We start from the raw sequence: 14,864 nt of genomic DNA, 5'->3' as shown, positions 1-14,864 counted from the left end.
GCCGGGCAAGGGCCCGGCGCTGCTCGGCAGCTACGAACCGGCGCCTGGGCAAGGCCCGCTCGCGCCCGCCCTGCAGCAGGCGGCATTCGTCTACGACAACGCGCTCGCCGGCGTGGCGCTGGTGGCCTGCCACCGCGTCGGCGATGCGCGCCGCATTGCCGATGCCATGGTGGCGGCCAGCGCGCGCGACCGTCACTACCACGATGGCCGCCTGCGTAATGCCTATCGCGCCGGCGCGTTGCCGGCTGGCCCCGCGCCCTTGCCCGGCTGGTGGGACACGCCGAGCCAGCGCTGGTTCGAGGACGCCTACCAGGCCGGCACCGCCACCGGCAATGTGGCATGGGCCGCGCTGATGCTGCTGGCCGTCTACGACGCCACCCACGAACGCCGCTATCTCGACAGCGCCGGCGCGCTGATGGGCTGGGTCGACGCCACCCTGTTCGATGCCGGCGCCCCGGGCGGCTTTATCGGCGGCTACTTCGGCGAGGAGCCCAGCCCGGTGCGCCAGACCTGGAAGTCCACCGAGCACAACGTGGATGCCTATGCCGCGTTCAGCTGGCTGGCGCGGCGCAGCGACGATCCGCGCTGGCCGGCGGCGGCGCGGCGCGCGCGCGGCTTCGTCGAGGCGATGTGGCAGCCGCGCGAAGGCCGCTTTGTCATCGGCACGCGCGACGATGGCCGCTCCCTCAACAGCGGCCCGTCGGCGCTCGACGCGGTGCTGTGGCCGCTGATCGCCATCCCGGAGCCGCCCGCGGACTGGCGCAGGGGCCTGGACTGGACCCGCGAGCGCCATGGCGTCAAGGGCGGCTACGGCTTCAATGGCAACCCCGACGGCGTCTGGACGGAGGGCACCGGCCAGGCCGCGCTGGTGCTGCGCGCCAGCAACCGCGCGCAGGACACCGCCGCGCTGTGGCCGCTGCTGCTATCGCAGCGCGCGCCTTCCGGCCTGCTCTACGCCACGCCGGAGCAACGCATCCGCACCGGCCTCTCGATCGGGCCGACATCCACCACGGAGGATTTCTACTACTACCACCTGCCGCACCTCGGCGCGACCGCATGGGCCGTGCTCGCGGCGGCAGGCTGGAACCCGTTCCGTCCATCCGGATGCCTGCAGGCCACTTGCGGCAGCGCCGATCCTGCCTCCCCGCGCCAGGAGTAACCATGTTCGAATTCTTCCTCGATGGCAGGACACTGCTCGGCATCAACGCCGCCACCCTGCTGCTGGCTTGGCTTTGCATGCGAGGGGACCGCGCCAGCGCCTCGGACCGCAGTGTGTTCGGCGCCATCACCGCGACGCTGCTGCTGGTCTACATCGCCTGGCGCTGGACCCAGACGCTGCCCGATTGGCACATGACCTTCCCGAGCCTGTGGGCGCACGTCTTCTTCGGGTTCGAATTGATGACGATCAGCTACACGCTGATCTCCATCGTCACGCTGACCCGCGGCAGCAACCATACGCCGGCGGCGGACGCGGGCGAGGCCGCGCTGCGGCGCAGCCGCTCGGTGCCGCGGGTGGATATTTTCATTGCCACCTACAACGAAGGGCTGGAGATACTGGAGAAGACCATCGTTGCCGCGCTGGCGATCGACTATCCGGATTTTCGCGTGTGGGTGCTCGACGACACCCGCCGCGACTGGCTGAAAGCGTTCTGTGCGCAGGTTGGCGCCAGCTATGTCACGCGCCCCGACAACACGCACGCCAAGGCCGGCAACCTCAACAACGGGCTGCGCCATAGCGCGCGCGCGGAGCATGGCGGCGGCGCGCCCTACATCATGGTGCTCGACGCCGACTTCGCCCCTAACAAGAACATCCTGCTGCGCACCATCGGACTGTTCGGCGACCCCAAGGTAGGCGTGGTGCAAACGCCGCAGTTCTACTACAACGCGGACCCGATCCAGTACAACCTGCGCTCGACCGAATGCTGGGTCGACGAGCAGCGCGCCTTCTTCGATGTGATGCAGCCCGCCAAGGATGCCTGGGGCACCGCCTTTTGCATCGGTACCTCCTTCGTGGTCCGGCGCGACCTGCTGGGGCTGATCGGCGGCTTTCCCACCGGCACGGTCACCGAGGATATCCACCTGACCTACCGCCTGATGCCGCACGGCTACATCACGCGCTGGCTCAACGAACGCCTGAGCGTGGGCTTGTCCGCCGAAGGCCTGCCCGAATACATCAGCCAGCGCAGCCGGTGGGGCCTGGGCACGATCCAGGTCGCGCTCACGGCCGACGGGCCGCTGCGCGGGCGCGGCTACACGCTGGGGCAACGCCTGCATTACGTGCATGGCCTGCTGCACTGGCTGAGCCGGCCTTTCACCCTGATGCTGCTCGCCGGGCCTTTGCTGTACTGGTACTTCGATGTGCCGACCCTGTATGGCGAGCCGATGCAGTTCCTTGCCTACGGCGTGCCCGCGCTGCTGCTCTACTGGGCCTACAGCATCTGGGTAACGGGCTCGCGCGCGCTGCCCATCTTTACCGAGGTCACGCAGATCGTCGCCTCGCTGGCGGTCACGGCGACTTTGATCAGCGCATTCTTCAAACCGTTCGGGCGTCCTTTCAAGGTCACCAACAAGGGGCTGGACCGCAGCAAGCTTGTGATTCATGGCAAGTTCGCCGCGCTGTATGGCTGCCTGATCGTGCTTTCCGGCATGGGCCTGGCGCGCGCGGTGGCCGCCGATGCAGCCGCGTCGGGACTCGTCTTCAACGTCGCCTGGACCGCCGTGTCGATGGTGCTCTACCTGACTTCGCTGCTGGTCTGCGTGGAACTGCCACGGCCCCGCAAGGAGGAACGCTTTCCCCATCACGAGCGGGCGCTGCTGCGCATCAACGGCAAGGTGGCCTGCGCCGGGCACGAATACACCGCCACCACCGTGAACCTGTCCTGCAATGGCGTCGCCATTACCAGCGCGATGGCGCCGGCGATACCTGTCGGTGCCGAGGGCGCGGTCTGGATGGAGGCGACAGGGTGGGTGCCCTGCCGGATCGCGCGCCGGCAAGGCAAGCTGCTCGGGCTCGCCCTGCATCTGGATATGGCCACGCGCCATCGCCTGATCCGCCTGCTCTTCAGCGAGCCCGGTCACAACATCGCCCACCGGGGCAATCCCCGGCTGGCCATCTCGCGGCTTATGTGGCGCGCCTTTTCCGGTTGAATCCCATGCACAAGACCCCCAGCCCGACCCTGCGCGCCCTCTGCGCCGCCCTGCCGCTAGCCCTCGCCGCCTGCACCCTGGAGCCCACTTACCAGCGTCCCGCGCAGCCGGTGCCGCAGGCATGGCCCACCGGCCCCGCCTACGCGCCCGGCACGCCGGCGGCGGCCAATGCGAACACCGCCGCCGCCGACCTCGGCTGGCAGGATTTCTTCGCCGATGCGCGCCTGCGGCGCCTGATCGAGCTGGCGCTGGCCAACAACCGCGATCTGCGCGTTGCCACGCTCGCCATCGAACAGGCGCGTGCCCAGTACCGCATCCAGCGTGCCGCGCAGTTCCCCGCGATCGACGCCAGCGCGGGCTTGGTCAGCCAGCGCGTGCCCAGCGACCTGCGCGCACCTGGACAGTCGTCCGTCATCAACCAGTACAGCGCGGGCGTCGGCTTCAACGCGTTCGAGCTGGATTTCTTCGGGCGCGTACGCAGCCTCAAGCACGAGGCGCTGGAGCAGTACCTCGCCACCGAGGAAGCGCGCCGCAGCGCCCACATCAGCCTGGTTGCCGAAGTCGCCAGCGCTTACCTGACCTGGCGCGCCGACCAGGCACTGCTGCAAATATCCGAAGACACGCTGAAGAGCCAGCAGGCCGCCGCGGAAATGGTAGGGCGCGGCAAACGCGCGGGCGCCATGGCGCAGCTCGACCTGCACCGCGCCGATACCCAGGTGCAAACCGCACGCGTGGGCGTGGAGCAATTCACGCGGCAGGTGGCGCAGGATGAGAACGCCCTCGGCCTGCTGATTGGCGGCCCACTGCCACAAGACCTGCCGCCGGGCGAGCCGTTCGAATCGCCCGGCCTGGTCGCCGAGCTGCCAGCCGGCCTGCCGTCGGCATTGCTGCAGCAAAGACCGGACATCATGGCAGCCGAACACCGCCTGAAAGCGGCCAACGCCGATATCGGCGCGGCGCGGGCGGCCTTCTTCCCGACCATTTCGCTGACCGCCGCGGTCGGCACCGCCAGTACCAACCTGTCTGGCCTGTTCGCGGCAGGCATGGGCGCGTGGACTTTCGCGCCGCAGATCACCATGCCGATCTTCAATGCCGGCAGCAACCAGGCCCGGCTTGACGCCTCCAAGGTGCAGAAGGACATCAATATCGCCGCTTATGAAAAGACGATACAGACCGCCTTTCGCGAAGTGGCCGATGGCCTGGCCGCGCGGGGTACCTACGATCGCCAGGCGGCGGCGCAGGAGACCCTGGTCAAGGAAGTGGGCGAAACCCAGCGGCTGTCGGAGATGCGCTTCAAGAACGGCGTGGATGATTATTTCTCGGTCTTCGATGCCCAGCGCCAGCTTTACACCGCGCAGCAGACCCTGGCCACCATCCGGCTGGCCCGCCTGACCAGCCGTGTCGCGCTGTACAAGGCGCTCGGTGGAGGGTGGTCGGAGCGCACGGTTGCGCGTGGCAATGCGCCGGCAGCCACGGCTACGTCCTCATCTACGTCCCCGGGTACGCCGTCCTCCAGCGCCCCGGCTATTGCAAGCGCGCCAGCCACTTCGTCGGCAGCATCGCCGCCCGCGGTGGCGCAGGGTGCCGCCGTCTTGCCGACGCGCTGAAGCCGTACAAGGATGACGGCTACCCGCCGCCCGTTTGTCTCCTTGCCCACGAACATGATGCGCACCGGAGCGCTCATGTAGGCGTCCGACACCTTGATCAGACATGGCGCCGAGAGATTCTCAGCTCGGCTGCCTGCGCCTGGATGGCGAGGCCGGCGACCACATGGCTAGAGTGTGCGATGACGAAACGCTCAGCGGGCGCTTTGCCGCCGTACGCGTGCGCCACGCCGGCGGCAATAGCGGCAAGGCACGCCTGCGCCCCGAGCAGTGGCTGCTCGTCGTGTGGCCCACACCTTACTTGCTTGCCCCTTCCAACTCAGGGGCTGAAGTCTTGCTGCTTTCTGCCGTTATCTGTCGTGTCGCGGCGATGCACCCAAAGGTCTTTGTTGGGGCTGCCCGCACACCCAAACCGCCGCTAGAATCGAAAAGCAGCCCTCGTCGATTCCCTTTTCTATTGAAGGATTTTCGTGAGCCTCAACAATTCCAATGCCAAGCATCAACCCAATAGCACGCAAGCGCCAAGCATTGGCCCATTGGATGACTGCCAACGGTTGACCCTTCCCATACAAATCAGTGCGGTGCTGCTCGATCTCGCTTGGTTGAAGTGCGTTGTTCGACTAGGTGCGCGCGACGGCTACAAGATTGCCACCACATTGCTGAAGGTTGACCCCGTAGCCTGTACGCTCATCTTCGACGGATGCCGCACGGATGCCGAGCGGCATCTGGTGCTGACATCGGACGAGATTGCCGTCTCCGCTGTGCTGCGCGATGTCAGGATTGAATTCATCATCGGCAGACCATACCTGATCAAGTATCAGGGCGGCCCGGCCTGCGCCGCAACCTTCCCATCTGAGCTCTACCATTTCGAGCGCCGCCGCCAGCCTCGTGCACGACCGCAGGCCGCTTTGGGCGAACGCTGGGAGCTACACACACCCGACCACCAACTTCTGCAGCTGGATATCGCCGACATCTCGCTGTCCGGTGTGGGCCTTCGCTCCAAGGATGCGCTTACCGACCGGTTTCCGGCGGGAACGATCTTGCAGAAGTGCAGGCTTGACTTTCGCAGCCAGGGCGAACTGGAGTTCGACCTCCAGGTGGTCGGGCACGGTCTAGCCTGGGAAGGCCAGAGTACCATGCATCACATCGGCTGCACCTTTGTCGCTCTCGCCCCCGGTCAGCGGACCTTCCTCCAGCGGCTGGTCTACCGCATCGAACTGGCGGGCCGCGAATGAGCACGATGGGCGCCAAGGCTGCAGAGGGCCGTAGTACGCCGTCACCAGCAACAAGTCGGTTTCGCCGATAGGCCCCCGCCAGCAGCCCCAACGGCGGGCCCGCAAGGGCCACCCCCACGGGATGCGAATGGGACCGTGGCTACCCCGCCCCCATTTCCATGCAAAAATACCCCCCATAACGCACCGCAACATACCAAATAAAGCCCCCTGCAAACCATCGCCCACCCAGCGACCACAACAGGAGAACGAACGACATGTACCGCGGAGAACGTTTCAACGGCTACAGCCACCTGGCCGGCGCCATTCTCGCCGCCGCCGGCACAGCAGTGCTGGTCACCACCTCGGCCCTCTACCACGACGCCTGGAAGGTAGTCAGCTCCGTGGTCTATGGCACCACGCTGGTGTTTCTCTACACCATCTCCACGCTCTATCACAGCCTGCGCGGCCGCCCGAAGGACATCCTGCGGCGGCTCGACTACTGCGCCATCTACCTGCTGATCGCCGGCAGCTATACGCCCTTCGCGCTGGTGACGCTGCGCGGGCCGTGGGGCTGGACGCTGTTCGGGGTGAACTGGGGACTGGCGGCGATCGGCATCGCGCAGGAGTTCCTGATAGGCCACCGCACACGCGTGCTCTCGCTGCTGATCTATGTGCTGATGGGCTGGCTGGTCCTGTTTGCCTTCGGCCCGCTGGTGGCGGCGCTGCCGGCTGCCGGCCTGTACTGGCTGGTGGCGGGCGGCGCGCTCTACACGGCAGGCATCGGGTTCTTCCTGTTCGACGAGCGCGTGCGGCACTTCCACGGCATCTGGCACCTGTTCGTGCTGGCCGGCAGTGCCTGCCAGTTCGTCAGCATTCTCTGGTACGTGGGCTAGCCCCTGGCGTCCTCAAGTGCCAGGCGCATCGGAACATAGGCGATGCCTTTTGTCTCTGCGCGGGGCCCGACGGACCGGAAGCCGAAGCGCTCGTACACAACGGTTGCGAACGGGCTCGAATTCACGGTGAATTCACGCACCTCGCCGGTGGCGGTCGCGGCCTGGCTGGCGGCTTGCCACAGGGATCCGGCAACGCCGGTCCGATGCATCTGTGGCGCGACGAACAGGTGAAAGAGATGGCTGGCGTCTCGCAGCGCAAGGATGCCGGCCAGTTGCTCGCCACGGTAGGCAACCAGATAGTGGAAGCGCGGGCTGGCGACATATCCGGCTATCGCTTCCGGCGAGAGGCTGGCGAGAAAGCCTTCCGCGCCGGCCCCGGATGGCTCGATCGTGAAGTAGTGCGCGACGCTCATGGCAAGCGCGCTGATGGCGGCAGCGTCTTCGGTGCCGGCTCGGCGAATGACCAACGTTTCCATGGTGGATCGGGCTGATGATAGCCGGCCAGTTTGTCATAGCGCGGGCCAGCGCGCCACATCCTCATTGCACCGCGGCAGTCTCCCGCACGGCTCCCGCCGCCAGCATCGCTTCGATCTCCTCATCGCCATAGCCATACTCGGCCAGCAACGCGCGCGTATGCTCGCCCAGCCTGGGTGCCGGCCGCAGGTACCGCGCCGGCGTCTCGGACAGCTGCACGGGCAGGCCGAGCGTCTTGATCGGGCCGGCCTGCGCGTGGTCCTGCTCCACCACCATGCCGCGCGCCAGCGTTTGCGGATGGCTGAGCGCCTCTCCGATGGAATGCACCGGCCCCACCGGCACGCCGGCCCGGTCGAACTCGGCGAGCCAGTGCGCCGATGGCTGCGTGCTGAGGATCTCTCCAATGGCCGGCAGCAGGCTGTCGCGATGGCGCATGCGATCCGCGTTCAGGCGGTAGCGCGGATCGTCCAGCCACTCGGGCTTGCCCAGCACCTGCGCGATGCGCTCCCAGTTCTTCTCGTTGGCGCCGCCGATGATGATGTGGCCGTCCTGCGTGGGAAAGGCCTGGTAGGGCGTGGCCAGGACATGCGCGGAGCCGCTCGGCCCCGGCGACTCGCCGGTGGCGAAGTGGATGGCGGCATGCCAGTAGAGCTGCTGCAGCCCGGCCTCGATCAGCGAGGTCTCGACCACCTGGCCGCGCCCGGTCTTCTGCTTGTGCTGGTAGGCCGCGAGGATGCCGAACGCGGCCAGGATGCCGGCGTTGATGTCGGCAATCGAATTGCCGGTGCGCAGCGGCGGCCCCCCTTGCTCGCCGGTGATGCTCATCAGGCCGCTGAAACCCTGCGCGATCAGGTCGAAGCCGCCTTTGTCGGCGGCCGGGCCGGTGCGGCCGTAGCCGGAGATGGCGCAGTAGATCAGGCCGGGGTTGTGCTGCGAGAGCGTGTCGTAGCCAAGCCCGAGTTTTTCCAGCGTGCCCTTGCGGAAGTTCTCGATCACCACGTCGGCGTCTTTCACCATGCGCAGGAATACCGCGCGCCCCTCCGGCGTCTTGAGGTCCAGCGCGATGGCACGCTTGTTGCGATTGAGCATCAGGAAGGGCGCCGACACGCCGTTGATCTGCGGCTCGCGATAGCCGCGCGCATCGTCGCCGCCATCCGTCTTCTCGATCTTGATCACCTCGGCGCCAAGGTCGGCCAGCATCATGCCGCAGGTGGGGCCGGCCATGATCTGCGCGAGCTCCAGCACGCGCATGCCGGCCAGCGCGCCGGGCGCCGGGGTTGTGTCTTGCATAGCTTGTTGACTCCGGAAGAATGCGGCAAGCCGCTTCAGCGGCCGCTAAAGCGCGGCGTTTCCTTGGCCAGGAATGACCGGAACCCCTGGCGGAAGTCCTCGGTATCGAAGCAGTCGAAGGCTTCGTCGAGCTCGCCGGCCGACAGCGTCTTGCCGGCTGCGAGCTGGCGCGCGAACTTCTTGTGCCACCTCGCCACCAGCGGCGCGCCGCTGGCGATGCGCTGCGCCGTGGCGCGCGCCTCGGCTGCCACCTGCGCATCCGGCACCACGCGCGAGACCAGGCCCATGCCATGCGCCTCGGCCGCCCCGATGATGCGGCCCTCGAACAGCAGCTCCAGCGTGCGGGCCTCGCCCACCAGCCGGATCAGCGGCGCCATCTCGGCGTGCGCCATCACCAGCCCGAGGTTTTTTATCGGTGCGCCAAAGCGGCTGCTCTCGCCGCATATGCGGATATCCGCCATGGCCGCGACCTCCAGCCCGCCGCCCACGCAGATGCCATGGATCTGCGCCACCACGGGATGCGGGCAGTCGAGGATGGCTTGCGCGGTGCCGTGCATCACGCGGCCGTAGACGATGGCCTGTTGCTTGTTGGCGCGCGCGGTGGCGAATTCGGAAATATCGTTGCCGGGCGAGAAGGCGCGTTCGCCCGCGCCGCGCACGATCACGCAGCGCACGGAGGCATCGCCGGACAGCGTGCGGAAGGTGTCGCCAAGCTGTTGCCACATGGACACTGTGAAGGCGTTGAGCTTGGCAGGGCGGTTGAGCACCACGGTGGCGATGGCGCCATCGCGCTCGAGCAGCAGCGGCGCGCTGTCGCTGGCGCCATCCGGCGGAGCCGGGCTTGCGGTCATGATCGGTTCTCCTGTCCCATGTCCCATGTCTCTTGGAAATGCCCCCGGTACTCGTCCATCACGCCATGGCGCGGCGCCGCTCACGCAGCCCGCCGATCAGCGGCCACACGAGGCTGGTCACCGCCAGCGCCATGATGGTGCCCACCAGGCCGTTGGACCAGAACACGTCCATGCTGCCCGAGGAGATCAGCATGGTCTGGCGGAACGCATCCTCGGCGCGGTCGCCCAGCACCAGGGCGAGCACCAGCGGCGCCAGCGGGTACTCCAGCTTCTTGAGCACATAGCCGACCACGCCAAAGATCAGCATCAGCCAGACATCGAACAGCGCGTTGTGCACGGTGAACGCGCCGATCGCGCACACCACCAGGATCAGCGGCGCGATGATGGCGAAGGGAATCCGCAGGATGGCGGCGAACAGCGGCACCGTGGACAGCACCACCAGCAGGCCGGCGATATTGCCGAGGTACATGCTGGCGATCAGGCCCCAGACAAAGGTCTTCTGCTCGGTGAACAGCAGCGGCCCCGGCTGCAGCCCCCAGATCATCAGGCCGCCCAGCAGCACCGCCGCCGTGGCCGAGCCGGGGATGCCCAGCGCCAGCATTGGCAGCAGCGCGCTGGTGCCCGCCGCGTGCGCCGCCGCTTCCGGCGCGATCACGCCTTCGATATTGCCTTTGCCGAAGCTGGACGGATCTCGCGCGAAACGCTTGGCCAGGCCGTAGCCCATGAAGGAGGCGGCGGTGGCACCGCCGGGTGTGACGCCCAGCCAGCACCCGATGATCGACGAGCGCACCAGCGTGAGCCAATAACGCGGCAGGCTGGCCCAGGTCTTGAGCACTACCTTGAGATCGATGTTGGCACGCTTGCCCCGAAAGGCGATGCCCTCTTCCATCGTCATCAGGATCTCGCTGATGCCGAACAGGCCGATCACCACCACCAGGAAGTCAAAGCCGCGCAGCAGTTCGGTGGAGCCGAAGGTCATGCGCAGGGTGCCGGACACCGTGTCCATGCCCACTGCCGCCAGCGCAAAGCCCACGCACATCGCGATCAGGATCTTGGGCTTGCTCTCCTTGCCCATGCCGATAAAGCTGCAGAAGGTAAGGAAGTACACCGCGAAGAATTCCGGCGGCCCGAAGCGCAGCGCGAACCTGGCCACCAGCGGCGCGAGGAAGGTGATGAGCAGCACGCCGGCCAGCGCGCCGACGAAGGAGCCGGTGAAGGCGGAGGTCAGCGCCCGTCCGGCCTCGCCGTTCTGCGCCATCGGATAGCCATCGAAGGTGGTGGCCACCGACCACGCCTCGCCCGGGATGTTGAACAGGATGGAGGTGATGGCGCCGCCGAACAGTGCGCCCCAGTAGATGCACGACAGCATGATGATGGCTGATGTGGGCTCCATGGTGAAGGTCAGCGGCAGCAGGATGGCCACGCCGTTGGGGCCACCCAGGCCGGGCAGCACGCCCACCACGATGCCCAGCAAGATGCCGATCAGCATCAGCCCCACGTTATGCCATGACATGGCGACGGCGAAGCCGCCCATCAGTGAATTGAGTTCTTCCATGGCCCGCCCCTCAGAAACCGAAAGCCGCTTCGAGCGGGCCCTTGGGCAGCGGCACGCGGAACTGCAGCTCGAACACCCAGAACAGCACGAGATTGATCGCCACGCCCATCAGCACGGATTTCCACCAGGCGAACTTGCCGATGGCCACCATGAAGCCGGCGATGAAGATGGTCGATGCCACGTAGATGCCAAGTACGGAAATCAGCCCCACGTAGGCCGTCAGTGGCACCACGATCACGGCCACCTGGCGCAGCTGTGCCCAGGTGACGAAGGTCTGGCTGGCATCGATGCGCCGCGCCTGCCACAGCACGGCCAGGCAGGACACGAAGATGATGGCGCCGATGCGCAGCGGGAAGTAGCCGGCCTCCGGGCCATCCGGCGCCCAGCCGGCGCCGATGCGGTAGTTGCTGACCATCACCACCACCGCGCCTGCGGCAATCAGCAGCGCGACCGCGATCTCGGCGGTGCGCACCGATATCGCGGCCGCGCCGGCATGGCCTTGCGGGTTGTCGTTCATGCGGGTGTCTCCTGTGCGGGGGTTGCCAGGCGCGCTTAGCGTGCCGCCACGAAGCCCGCTTCCTTGATGATGTCCTTATGCCGGTTCTCGTCCGCGCCCAGGAAATCGACCAGCTTCTGCCCCGACAAAAACTCGTTCTTCAGCGCGTTCTTCTCCAGGTACTCCTTCCACTCCGGCGTGGCCACCACCTTTTGCATCAGCTCCACGTAGTACTTCTGCTGGTCAGGCGTGACGCCGCCGGGCAGCATGAAGACGCGCAGCATCTGGTACTGCACGTCGAGCCCCTGCTCCTTGCAGGTAGGAATATCGCCCCAGCTCTGCGTGGCGGTGATCTTGCCCGAGTAGTCCATGCGCGCCGGCGCGAACACGCACAGCGCACGGTGCTCGCCGGCGCGCCACTGGCCGATGGACTCCGACGGGTTGTTGACGTTGGCGTCGATGTGCTTGCCGGAGAGCTGCGTGGCGGCCTCGCCGCCGCCCTTGTAGGGGATGTAGATGAACTTGGCCCCGGCCTTGCGTTCCACCTGCGCGGTGATGATCTGGTCCTCGCGCTTGGAGCTGGTGCCGCCCATCTTCATCTTGCCGGGGTTCTTTTTGGCCTCGGCCAGGAAGTCAGCGGGCGTCTTGTAGGGCGACTCGGCATTGGTCCAAAGCACGAACTCATCGAGGGCGACCATGGCCACCGGCGTGAGGTCGCGCCAGTTGAACGGCAGCTGGCTGATCATCGGCACCGTGTACAACGCGGATGAAGTCACCAGCAGCTTGTGCGCGTCGCCGCGCGACGCCTTGGTGTCCATCAGGCCTTCGGCGCCGCTGGCGCCCGCCTTGTTGAGAACGATGATCGGCTGGGCCATGAGCTTGTGCTTGGCGATGATGCCCTGGATCGAGCGCGCCATCTGGTCGGACGCGCCGCCCGCGCTGAACGGCACCACGATCTCCACCGGCTTGGTCGGCTCCCACGCGAGCGCGGGGGCGCTCATCACAGCCGTGCCAAGCAGCGAGGCGCACGCGAGCGCACGCAAGGTCAAACGCAAAGTCATGACTTGTCTCCTTTGGTTGGAATGCCGTGCGTTCTGTGTGGTCTGCCGACGCATCGGCGCATGCCGGACGGGCGCGGTGGCACCGCGCCCGTGCTTGCTTCTTGCCGCTACACGTATCGTGGCGCGCTCATGCTGCGTTCAGGCCATGCGGCACGGCGGTGGCGCGCAGGCTGTCCAGCGCGGCCTGCACGCCGCCGGGCCGGTACGGGATGCCGGCCAGCGCCAGCCCCATCTCCACCCCGGCGAGCGTGCCCATCAAGGTGAGATCGTTGAAATCGCCGAGATGCCCGATGCGAAACACCTTGCCTGACAGCTTCGACAGCCCCTGCCCCAGCGACATATTGAAATGCTGCAGCACGACCTTGCGCAAGGCATCGGCGTTGTGGCCTTCCGGCAGCAGCACCGCGGTCAGCGCCGGGCTGTACTCCGCGGGGTTCTGGCACAGGATCTCCAGGCCCCACGCGCGCACCGCGCTGCGCGCGGCTTCGGCGTGGCGCTGGTGGCGCGCGAACACATTGGCAAGGCCCTCCTCGAGAAGCATGTCGCAGGCTTCGGACAGGCCATAGAGTAGGTTGGTGGCGGGCGTGTAGGACCAGTAGCCGTTCTTGTTTGCCTCGATGATTTCATCCCAGACCCAGAACGCGCGCGGCAGCCGGGCCGAGGACATAGCTGCGATCGCCTTCGGGCTGACTGCGTTGAACGACAGGCCGGGCGGGAGCATCAGGCCCTTCTGCGAGCCGGACACGGTCACGTCCACGCCCCATTCGTCATGGCGGTAGTCGATGGAGCCGAGCGAGGAAATCGTATCCACCAGCAGCAACGCCGGGTGCCCTGCCGCGTCGATGGCGCGGCGCACGGCGGCGATGTCCGAGGTCACGCCGGTGGAGGTCTCGTTGTGCACCACGCACACCGCCTTGATGGCATGCGCGCTGTCGGCGACCAGGTGCGCGCCGATGGCGGCGGCGTCCACGCCGTGGCGCCAGTCGCCGACCAGGAACTCGGGTTGCAGGCCGAGCTTCTCGGCCATCTTCTTCCACAGTGAAGCGAAATGCCCAGTCTCGAACATCAGCACGCGGTCGCCGGGCGAGAGCGTGTTGACCAGCGCGGCCTCCCATGCGCCGGTGCCGGACGCGGGGTAGATCACCACCGGCTGCACGGTCTGGAAGATCTTGCGCACATCGGCCAGTACCTTCTTGCCGAGTTGCTGGAACTCCGGGCCGCGGTGATCGATGGTGGGATGGTCGATGGCCCGCAGCACGCGGTCGGGCACGTTGGTGGGTCCGGGAATCTGCAGGAAATGGCGCCCGCTGGGGTGTGAATTCAAACGAACCATGTCACCTCTCAGTCTTTATTTGAATTTTGTATCCAAAAAACAATAACGCACTGCGGCTTCGTGATACGGGATAATGTGGGTATGGCGCTGCACCTGCAATCCAGTAAAAACCCCAATCAAATCAATACATACAATGCATTGTCCGGGGCTTTCAGGGAAGCGGCGGTGGTGCCGCGATGCTGTCGGGCGGGCTTGGTTTTAGTTCTTGCTTGCCCCAATGTAGATTTTGAATACAATATTGTCAAGCCATGAACATGATCTCGCCTCCCGAAGCCCTCGCCGTCGACCGCCAGATATTGCATGTGGCGGTGGCCCAGCGTTTGCGGACGATGATTGTCGAGGGCGACCTCGCCCCGGGCACCCGGCTCAACGAGCGCGTGCTGTGTGACCAGCTCCAGGTCTCGCGCACGCCACTGCGCGAGGCCTTCAAGGTGCTGGCCGGCGACGGCCTGATTACGCTGCTGCCCAACCGCGGCGCCGAGGTGGTGCTGCTCTCGCGCGAGACCATCGACTACCTGTTCGAGATGATGGGCGGGCTGGAGGCGATGTCCGGCGAGCTGGCGTGCGAGCGCATCAGCGAGCCGGAACTCAACGAGATCCGCGCGCTGCATTTCGAGATGCTGGCCTGCCACGCGCGGCGCGACCTGCCGAACTACTACAGCCTGAACCGCCGCATCCACGACGCGATCAACGCGGCGGCGCGTAACCCGATCCTGGAGGAGACCTATCGCCGCATCAACCTGCGTATCCAGGCGCTGCGGTTTCGCTCGAACTTCGACCAGGACAAGTGGGACATGGCCGTGCGCGAGCACGGCGCCATGCTCGACGCGCTGGCCGCGCGCGATGGCGCGGCGCTGCGTGAGATCCTGCGCAAGCACCTCAAGAACAAACGCGACGCCTTGATCGCGGAACTGGACCGACAGCAGGACGTTGCCTGACGCGTGAT

Annotated in this window: 14 protein-coding genes; 7 read left to right on the top strand and 7 right to left on the bottom strand. The window is 66.6% G+C overall.

Going from position 1 to position 14,864, the window contains the following annotated elements; translation table 11 throughout:
- From ACGLHR_RS27545 to ACGLHR_RS27525, 5 genes are all read left to right on the top strand, one after another.
- The coding region (locus ACGLHR_RS27545; protein ID WP_400097414.1) for a hypothetical protein at positions 1–1,159 on the top strand (1,159 nt) is incomplete at its 5' end.
- Positions 1,160–1,161: 2 nt separating this feature from the next.
- Entirely contained in the window at positions 1,162–3,147 is a 1,986-nt protein-coding gene (locus ACGLHR_RS27540) for a glycosyltransferase (protein WP_400097413.1), read from the top strand.
- Between the two features lie 5 nt (positions 3,148–3,152).
- Positions 3,153–4,754: an efflux transporter outer membrane subunit gene (locus ACGLHR_RS27535; protein WP_400097411.1), complete on the top strand. Its 1,602-nt coding sequence runs from the start codon at positions 3,153–3,155 to the stop codon at positions 4,752–4,754.
- Positions 4,755–5,221: 467 nt separating this feature from the next.
- Positions 5,222–5,986 carry a flagellar brake protein gene (locus ACGLHR_RS27530; RefSeq protein ID WP_400097409.1) on the top strand — a complete coding sequence of 255 codons (765 nt, stop codon included), beginning with the start codon at positions 5,222–5,224 and terminating at the stop codon, positions 5,984–5,986.
- Between the two features lie 254 nt (positions 5,987–6,240).
- On the top strand, positions 6,241–6,858 hold the full coding sequence (locus ACGLHR_RS27525; protein WP_400097407.1) for a hemolysin III family protein: 618 nt from the start codon (positions 6,241–6,243) through the stop codon (positions 6,856–6,858).
- Here ACGLHR_RS27525 and ACGLHR_RS27520 read toward each other — a convergent pair.
- From ACGLHR_RS27520 to ACGLHR_RS27490, 7 genes are all read right to left on the bottom strand, one after another.
- On the bottom strand, positions 6,855–7,334 hold the full coding sequence (locus ACGLHR_RS27520) for a GNAT family N-acetyltransferase (protein WP_318237329.1): 480 nt from the start codon (positions 7,332–7,334) through the stop codon (positions 6,855–6,857). The two genes, ACGLHR_RS27525 and ACGLHR_RS27520, sit on opposite strands and share 4 nt — an antisense overlap.
- A gap of 61 nt (positions 7,335–7,395) precedes the next feature.
- On the bottom strand, positions 7,396–8,622 hold the full coding sequence (locus ACGLHR_RS27515; protein WP_400097405.1) for a CaiB/BaiF CoA transferase family protein: 1,227 nt from the start codon (positions 8,620–8,622) through the stop codon (positions 7,396–7,398).
- 35 nt (positions 8,623–8,657) lie between these two features.
- Complete coding sequence (locus ACGLHR_RS27510; RefSeq protein WP_400097403.1) at positions 8,658–9,473, bottom strand: enoyl-CoA hydratase/isomerase family protein; 816 nt, start codon at positions 9,471–9,473, stop codon at positions 8,658–8,660.
- Positions 9,474–9,531: 58 nt separating this feature from the next.
- Positions 9,532–11,028: a tripartite tricarboxylate transporter permease gene (locus ACGLHR_RS27505; RefSeq protein WP_400097401.1), complete on the bottom strand. Its 1,497-nt coding sequence runs from the start codon at positions 11,026–11,028 to the stop codon at positions 9,532–9,534.
- 10 nt (positions 11,029–11,038) lie between these two features.
- Positions 11,039–11,545: a tripartite tricarboxylate transporter TctB family protein gene (locus tag ACGLHR_RS27500; protein ID WP_400097399.1), complete on the bottom strand. Its 507-nt coding sequence runs from the start codon at positions 11,543–11,545 to the stop codon at positions 11,039–11,041.
- A gap of 35 nt (positions 11,546–11,580) precedes the next feature.
- Positions 11,581–12,585, bottom strand: coding sequence for a Bug family tripartite tricarboxylate transporter substrate binding protein (locus ACGLHR_RS27495; RefSeq protein WP_400097397.1), 1,005 nt, complete (start codon positions 12,583–12,585; stop codon positions 11,581–11,583).
- A gap of 127 nt (positions 12,586–12,712) precedes the next feature.
- Positions 12,713–13,918 (bottom strand): pyridoxal-phosphate-dependent aminotransferase family protein, encoded by a 1,206-nt coding sequence (locus tag ACGLHR_RS27490; RefSeq protein ID WP_400097395.1) that lies wholly within the window; start codon positions 13,916–13,918, stop codon positions 12,713–12,715.
- Between the two features lie 81 nt (positions 13,919–13,999).
- On the opposite strand from ACGLHR_RS27490, the gene ACGLHR_RS27485 reads away from it, so the two are divergent.
- Complete coding sequence (locus tag ACGLHR_RS27485; RefSeq protein WP_400097393.1) at positions 14,000–14,170, top strand: hypothetical protein; 171 nt, start codon at positions 14,000–14,002, stop codon at positions 14,168–14,170.
- 2 nt (positions 14,171–14,172) lie between these two features.
- Positions 14,173–14,856: a GntR family transcriptional regulator gene (locus ACGLHR_RS27480; protein ID WP_318237321.1), complete on the top strand. Its 684-nt coding sequence runs from the start codon at positions 14,173–14,175 to the stop codon at positions 14,854–14,856.
- The last annotated feature ends 8 nt before the right edge of the window (positions 14,857–14,864 follow it).

It is taken from the genome of Cupriavidus sp. CuC1 (genome assembly GCF_044627735.1).
Lineage (GTDB): Bacteria > Pseudomonadota > Gammaproteobacteria > Burkholderiales > Burkholderiaceae > Cupriavidus > Cupriavidus ulmosensis.
Note: the sequence above shows the minus strand (reverse complement) of the source record. Positions and strands in the feature narration are given on the sequence as shown.

Coding starts and splice junctions, on each gene's coding strand:
- ACGLHR_RS27495 (WP_400097397.1), bottom strand. CDS start 12,585: ATGACTTTGCGTTTGACCTTGCGTGCGCTCGCGTGCGCCTCGCTGCTT.
- ACGLHR_RS27515 (WP_400097405.1), bottom strand. CDS start 8,622: ATGCAAGACACAACCCCGGCGCCCGGCGCGCTGGCCGGCATGCGCGTG.
- ACGLHR_RS27485 (WP_400097393.1), top strand. CDS start 14,000: ATGGCGCTGCACCTGCAATCCAGTAAAAACCCCAATCAAATCAATACA.
- ACGLHR_RS27500 (WP_400097399.1), bottom strand. CDS start 11,545: ATGAACGACAACCCGCAAGGCCATGCCGGCGCGGCCGCGATATCGGTG.
- ACGLHR_RS27520 (WP_318237329.1), bottom strand. CDS start 7,334: ATGGAAACGTTGGTCATTCGCCGAGCCGGCACCGAAGACGCTGCCGCC.
- ACGLHR_RS27505 (WP_400097401.1), bottom strand. CDS start 11,028: ATGGAAGAACTCAATTCACTGATGGGCGGCTTCGCCGTCGCCATGTCA.
- ACGLHR_RS27510 (WP_400097403.1), bottom strand. CDS start 9,473: ATGACCGCAAGCCCGGCTCCGCCGGATGGCGCCAGCGACAGCGCGCCG.
- ACGLHR_RS27525 (WP_400097407.1), top strand. CDS start 6,241: ATGTACCGCGGAGAACGTTTCAACGGCTACAGCCACCTGGCCGGCGCC.
- ACGLHR_RS27490 (WP_400097395.1), bottom strand. CDS start 13,918: ATGGTTCGTTTGAATTCACACCCCAGCGGGCGCCATTTCCTGCAGATT.
- ACGLHR_RS27540 (WP_400097413.1), top strand. CDS start 1,162: ATGTTCGAATTCTTCCTCGATGGCAGGACACTGCTCGGCATCAACGCC.
- ACGLHR_RS27480 (WP_318237321.1), top strand. CDS start 14,173: ATGATCTCGCCTCCCGAAGCCCTCGCCGTCGACCGCCAGATATTGCAT.
- ACGLHR_RS27535 (WP_400097411.1), top strand. CDS start 3,153: ATGCACAAGACCCCCAGCCCGACCCTGCGCGCCCTCTGCGCCGCCCTG.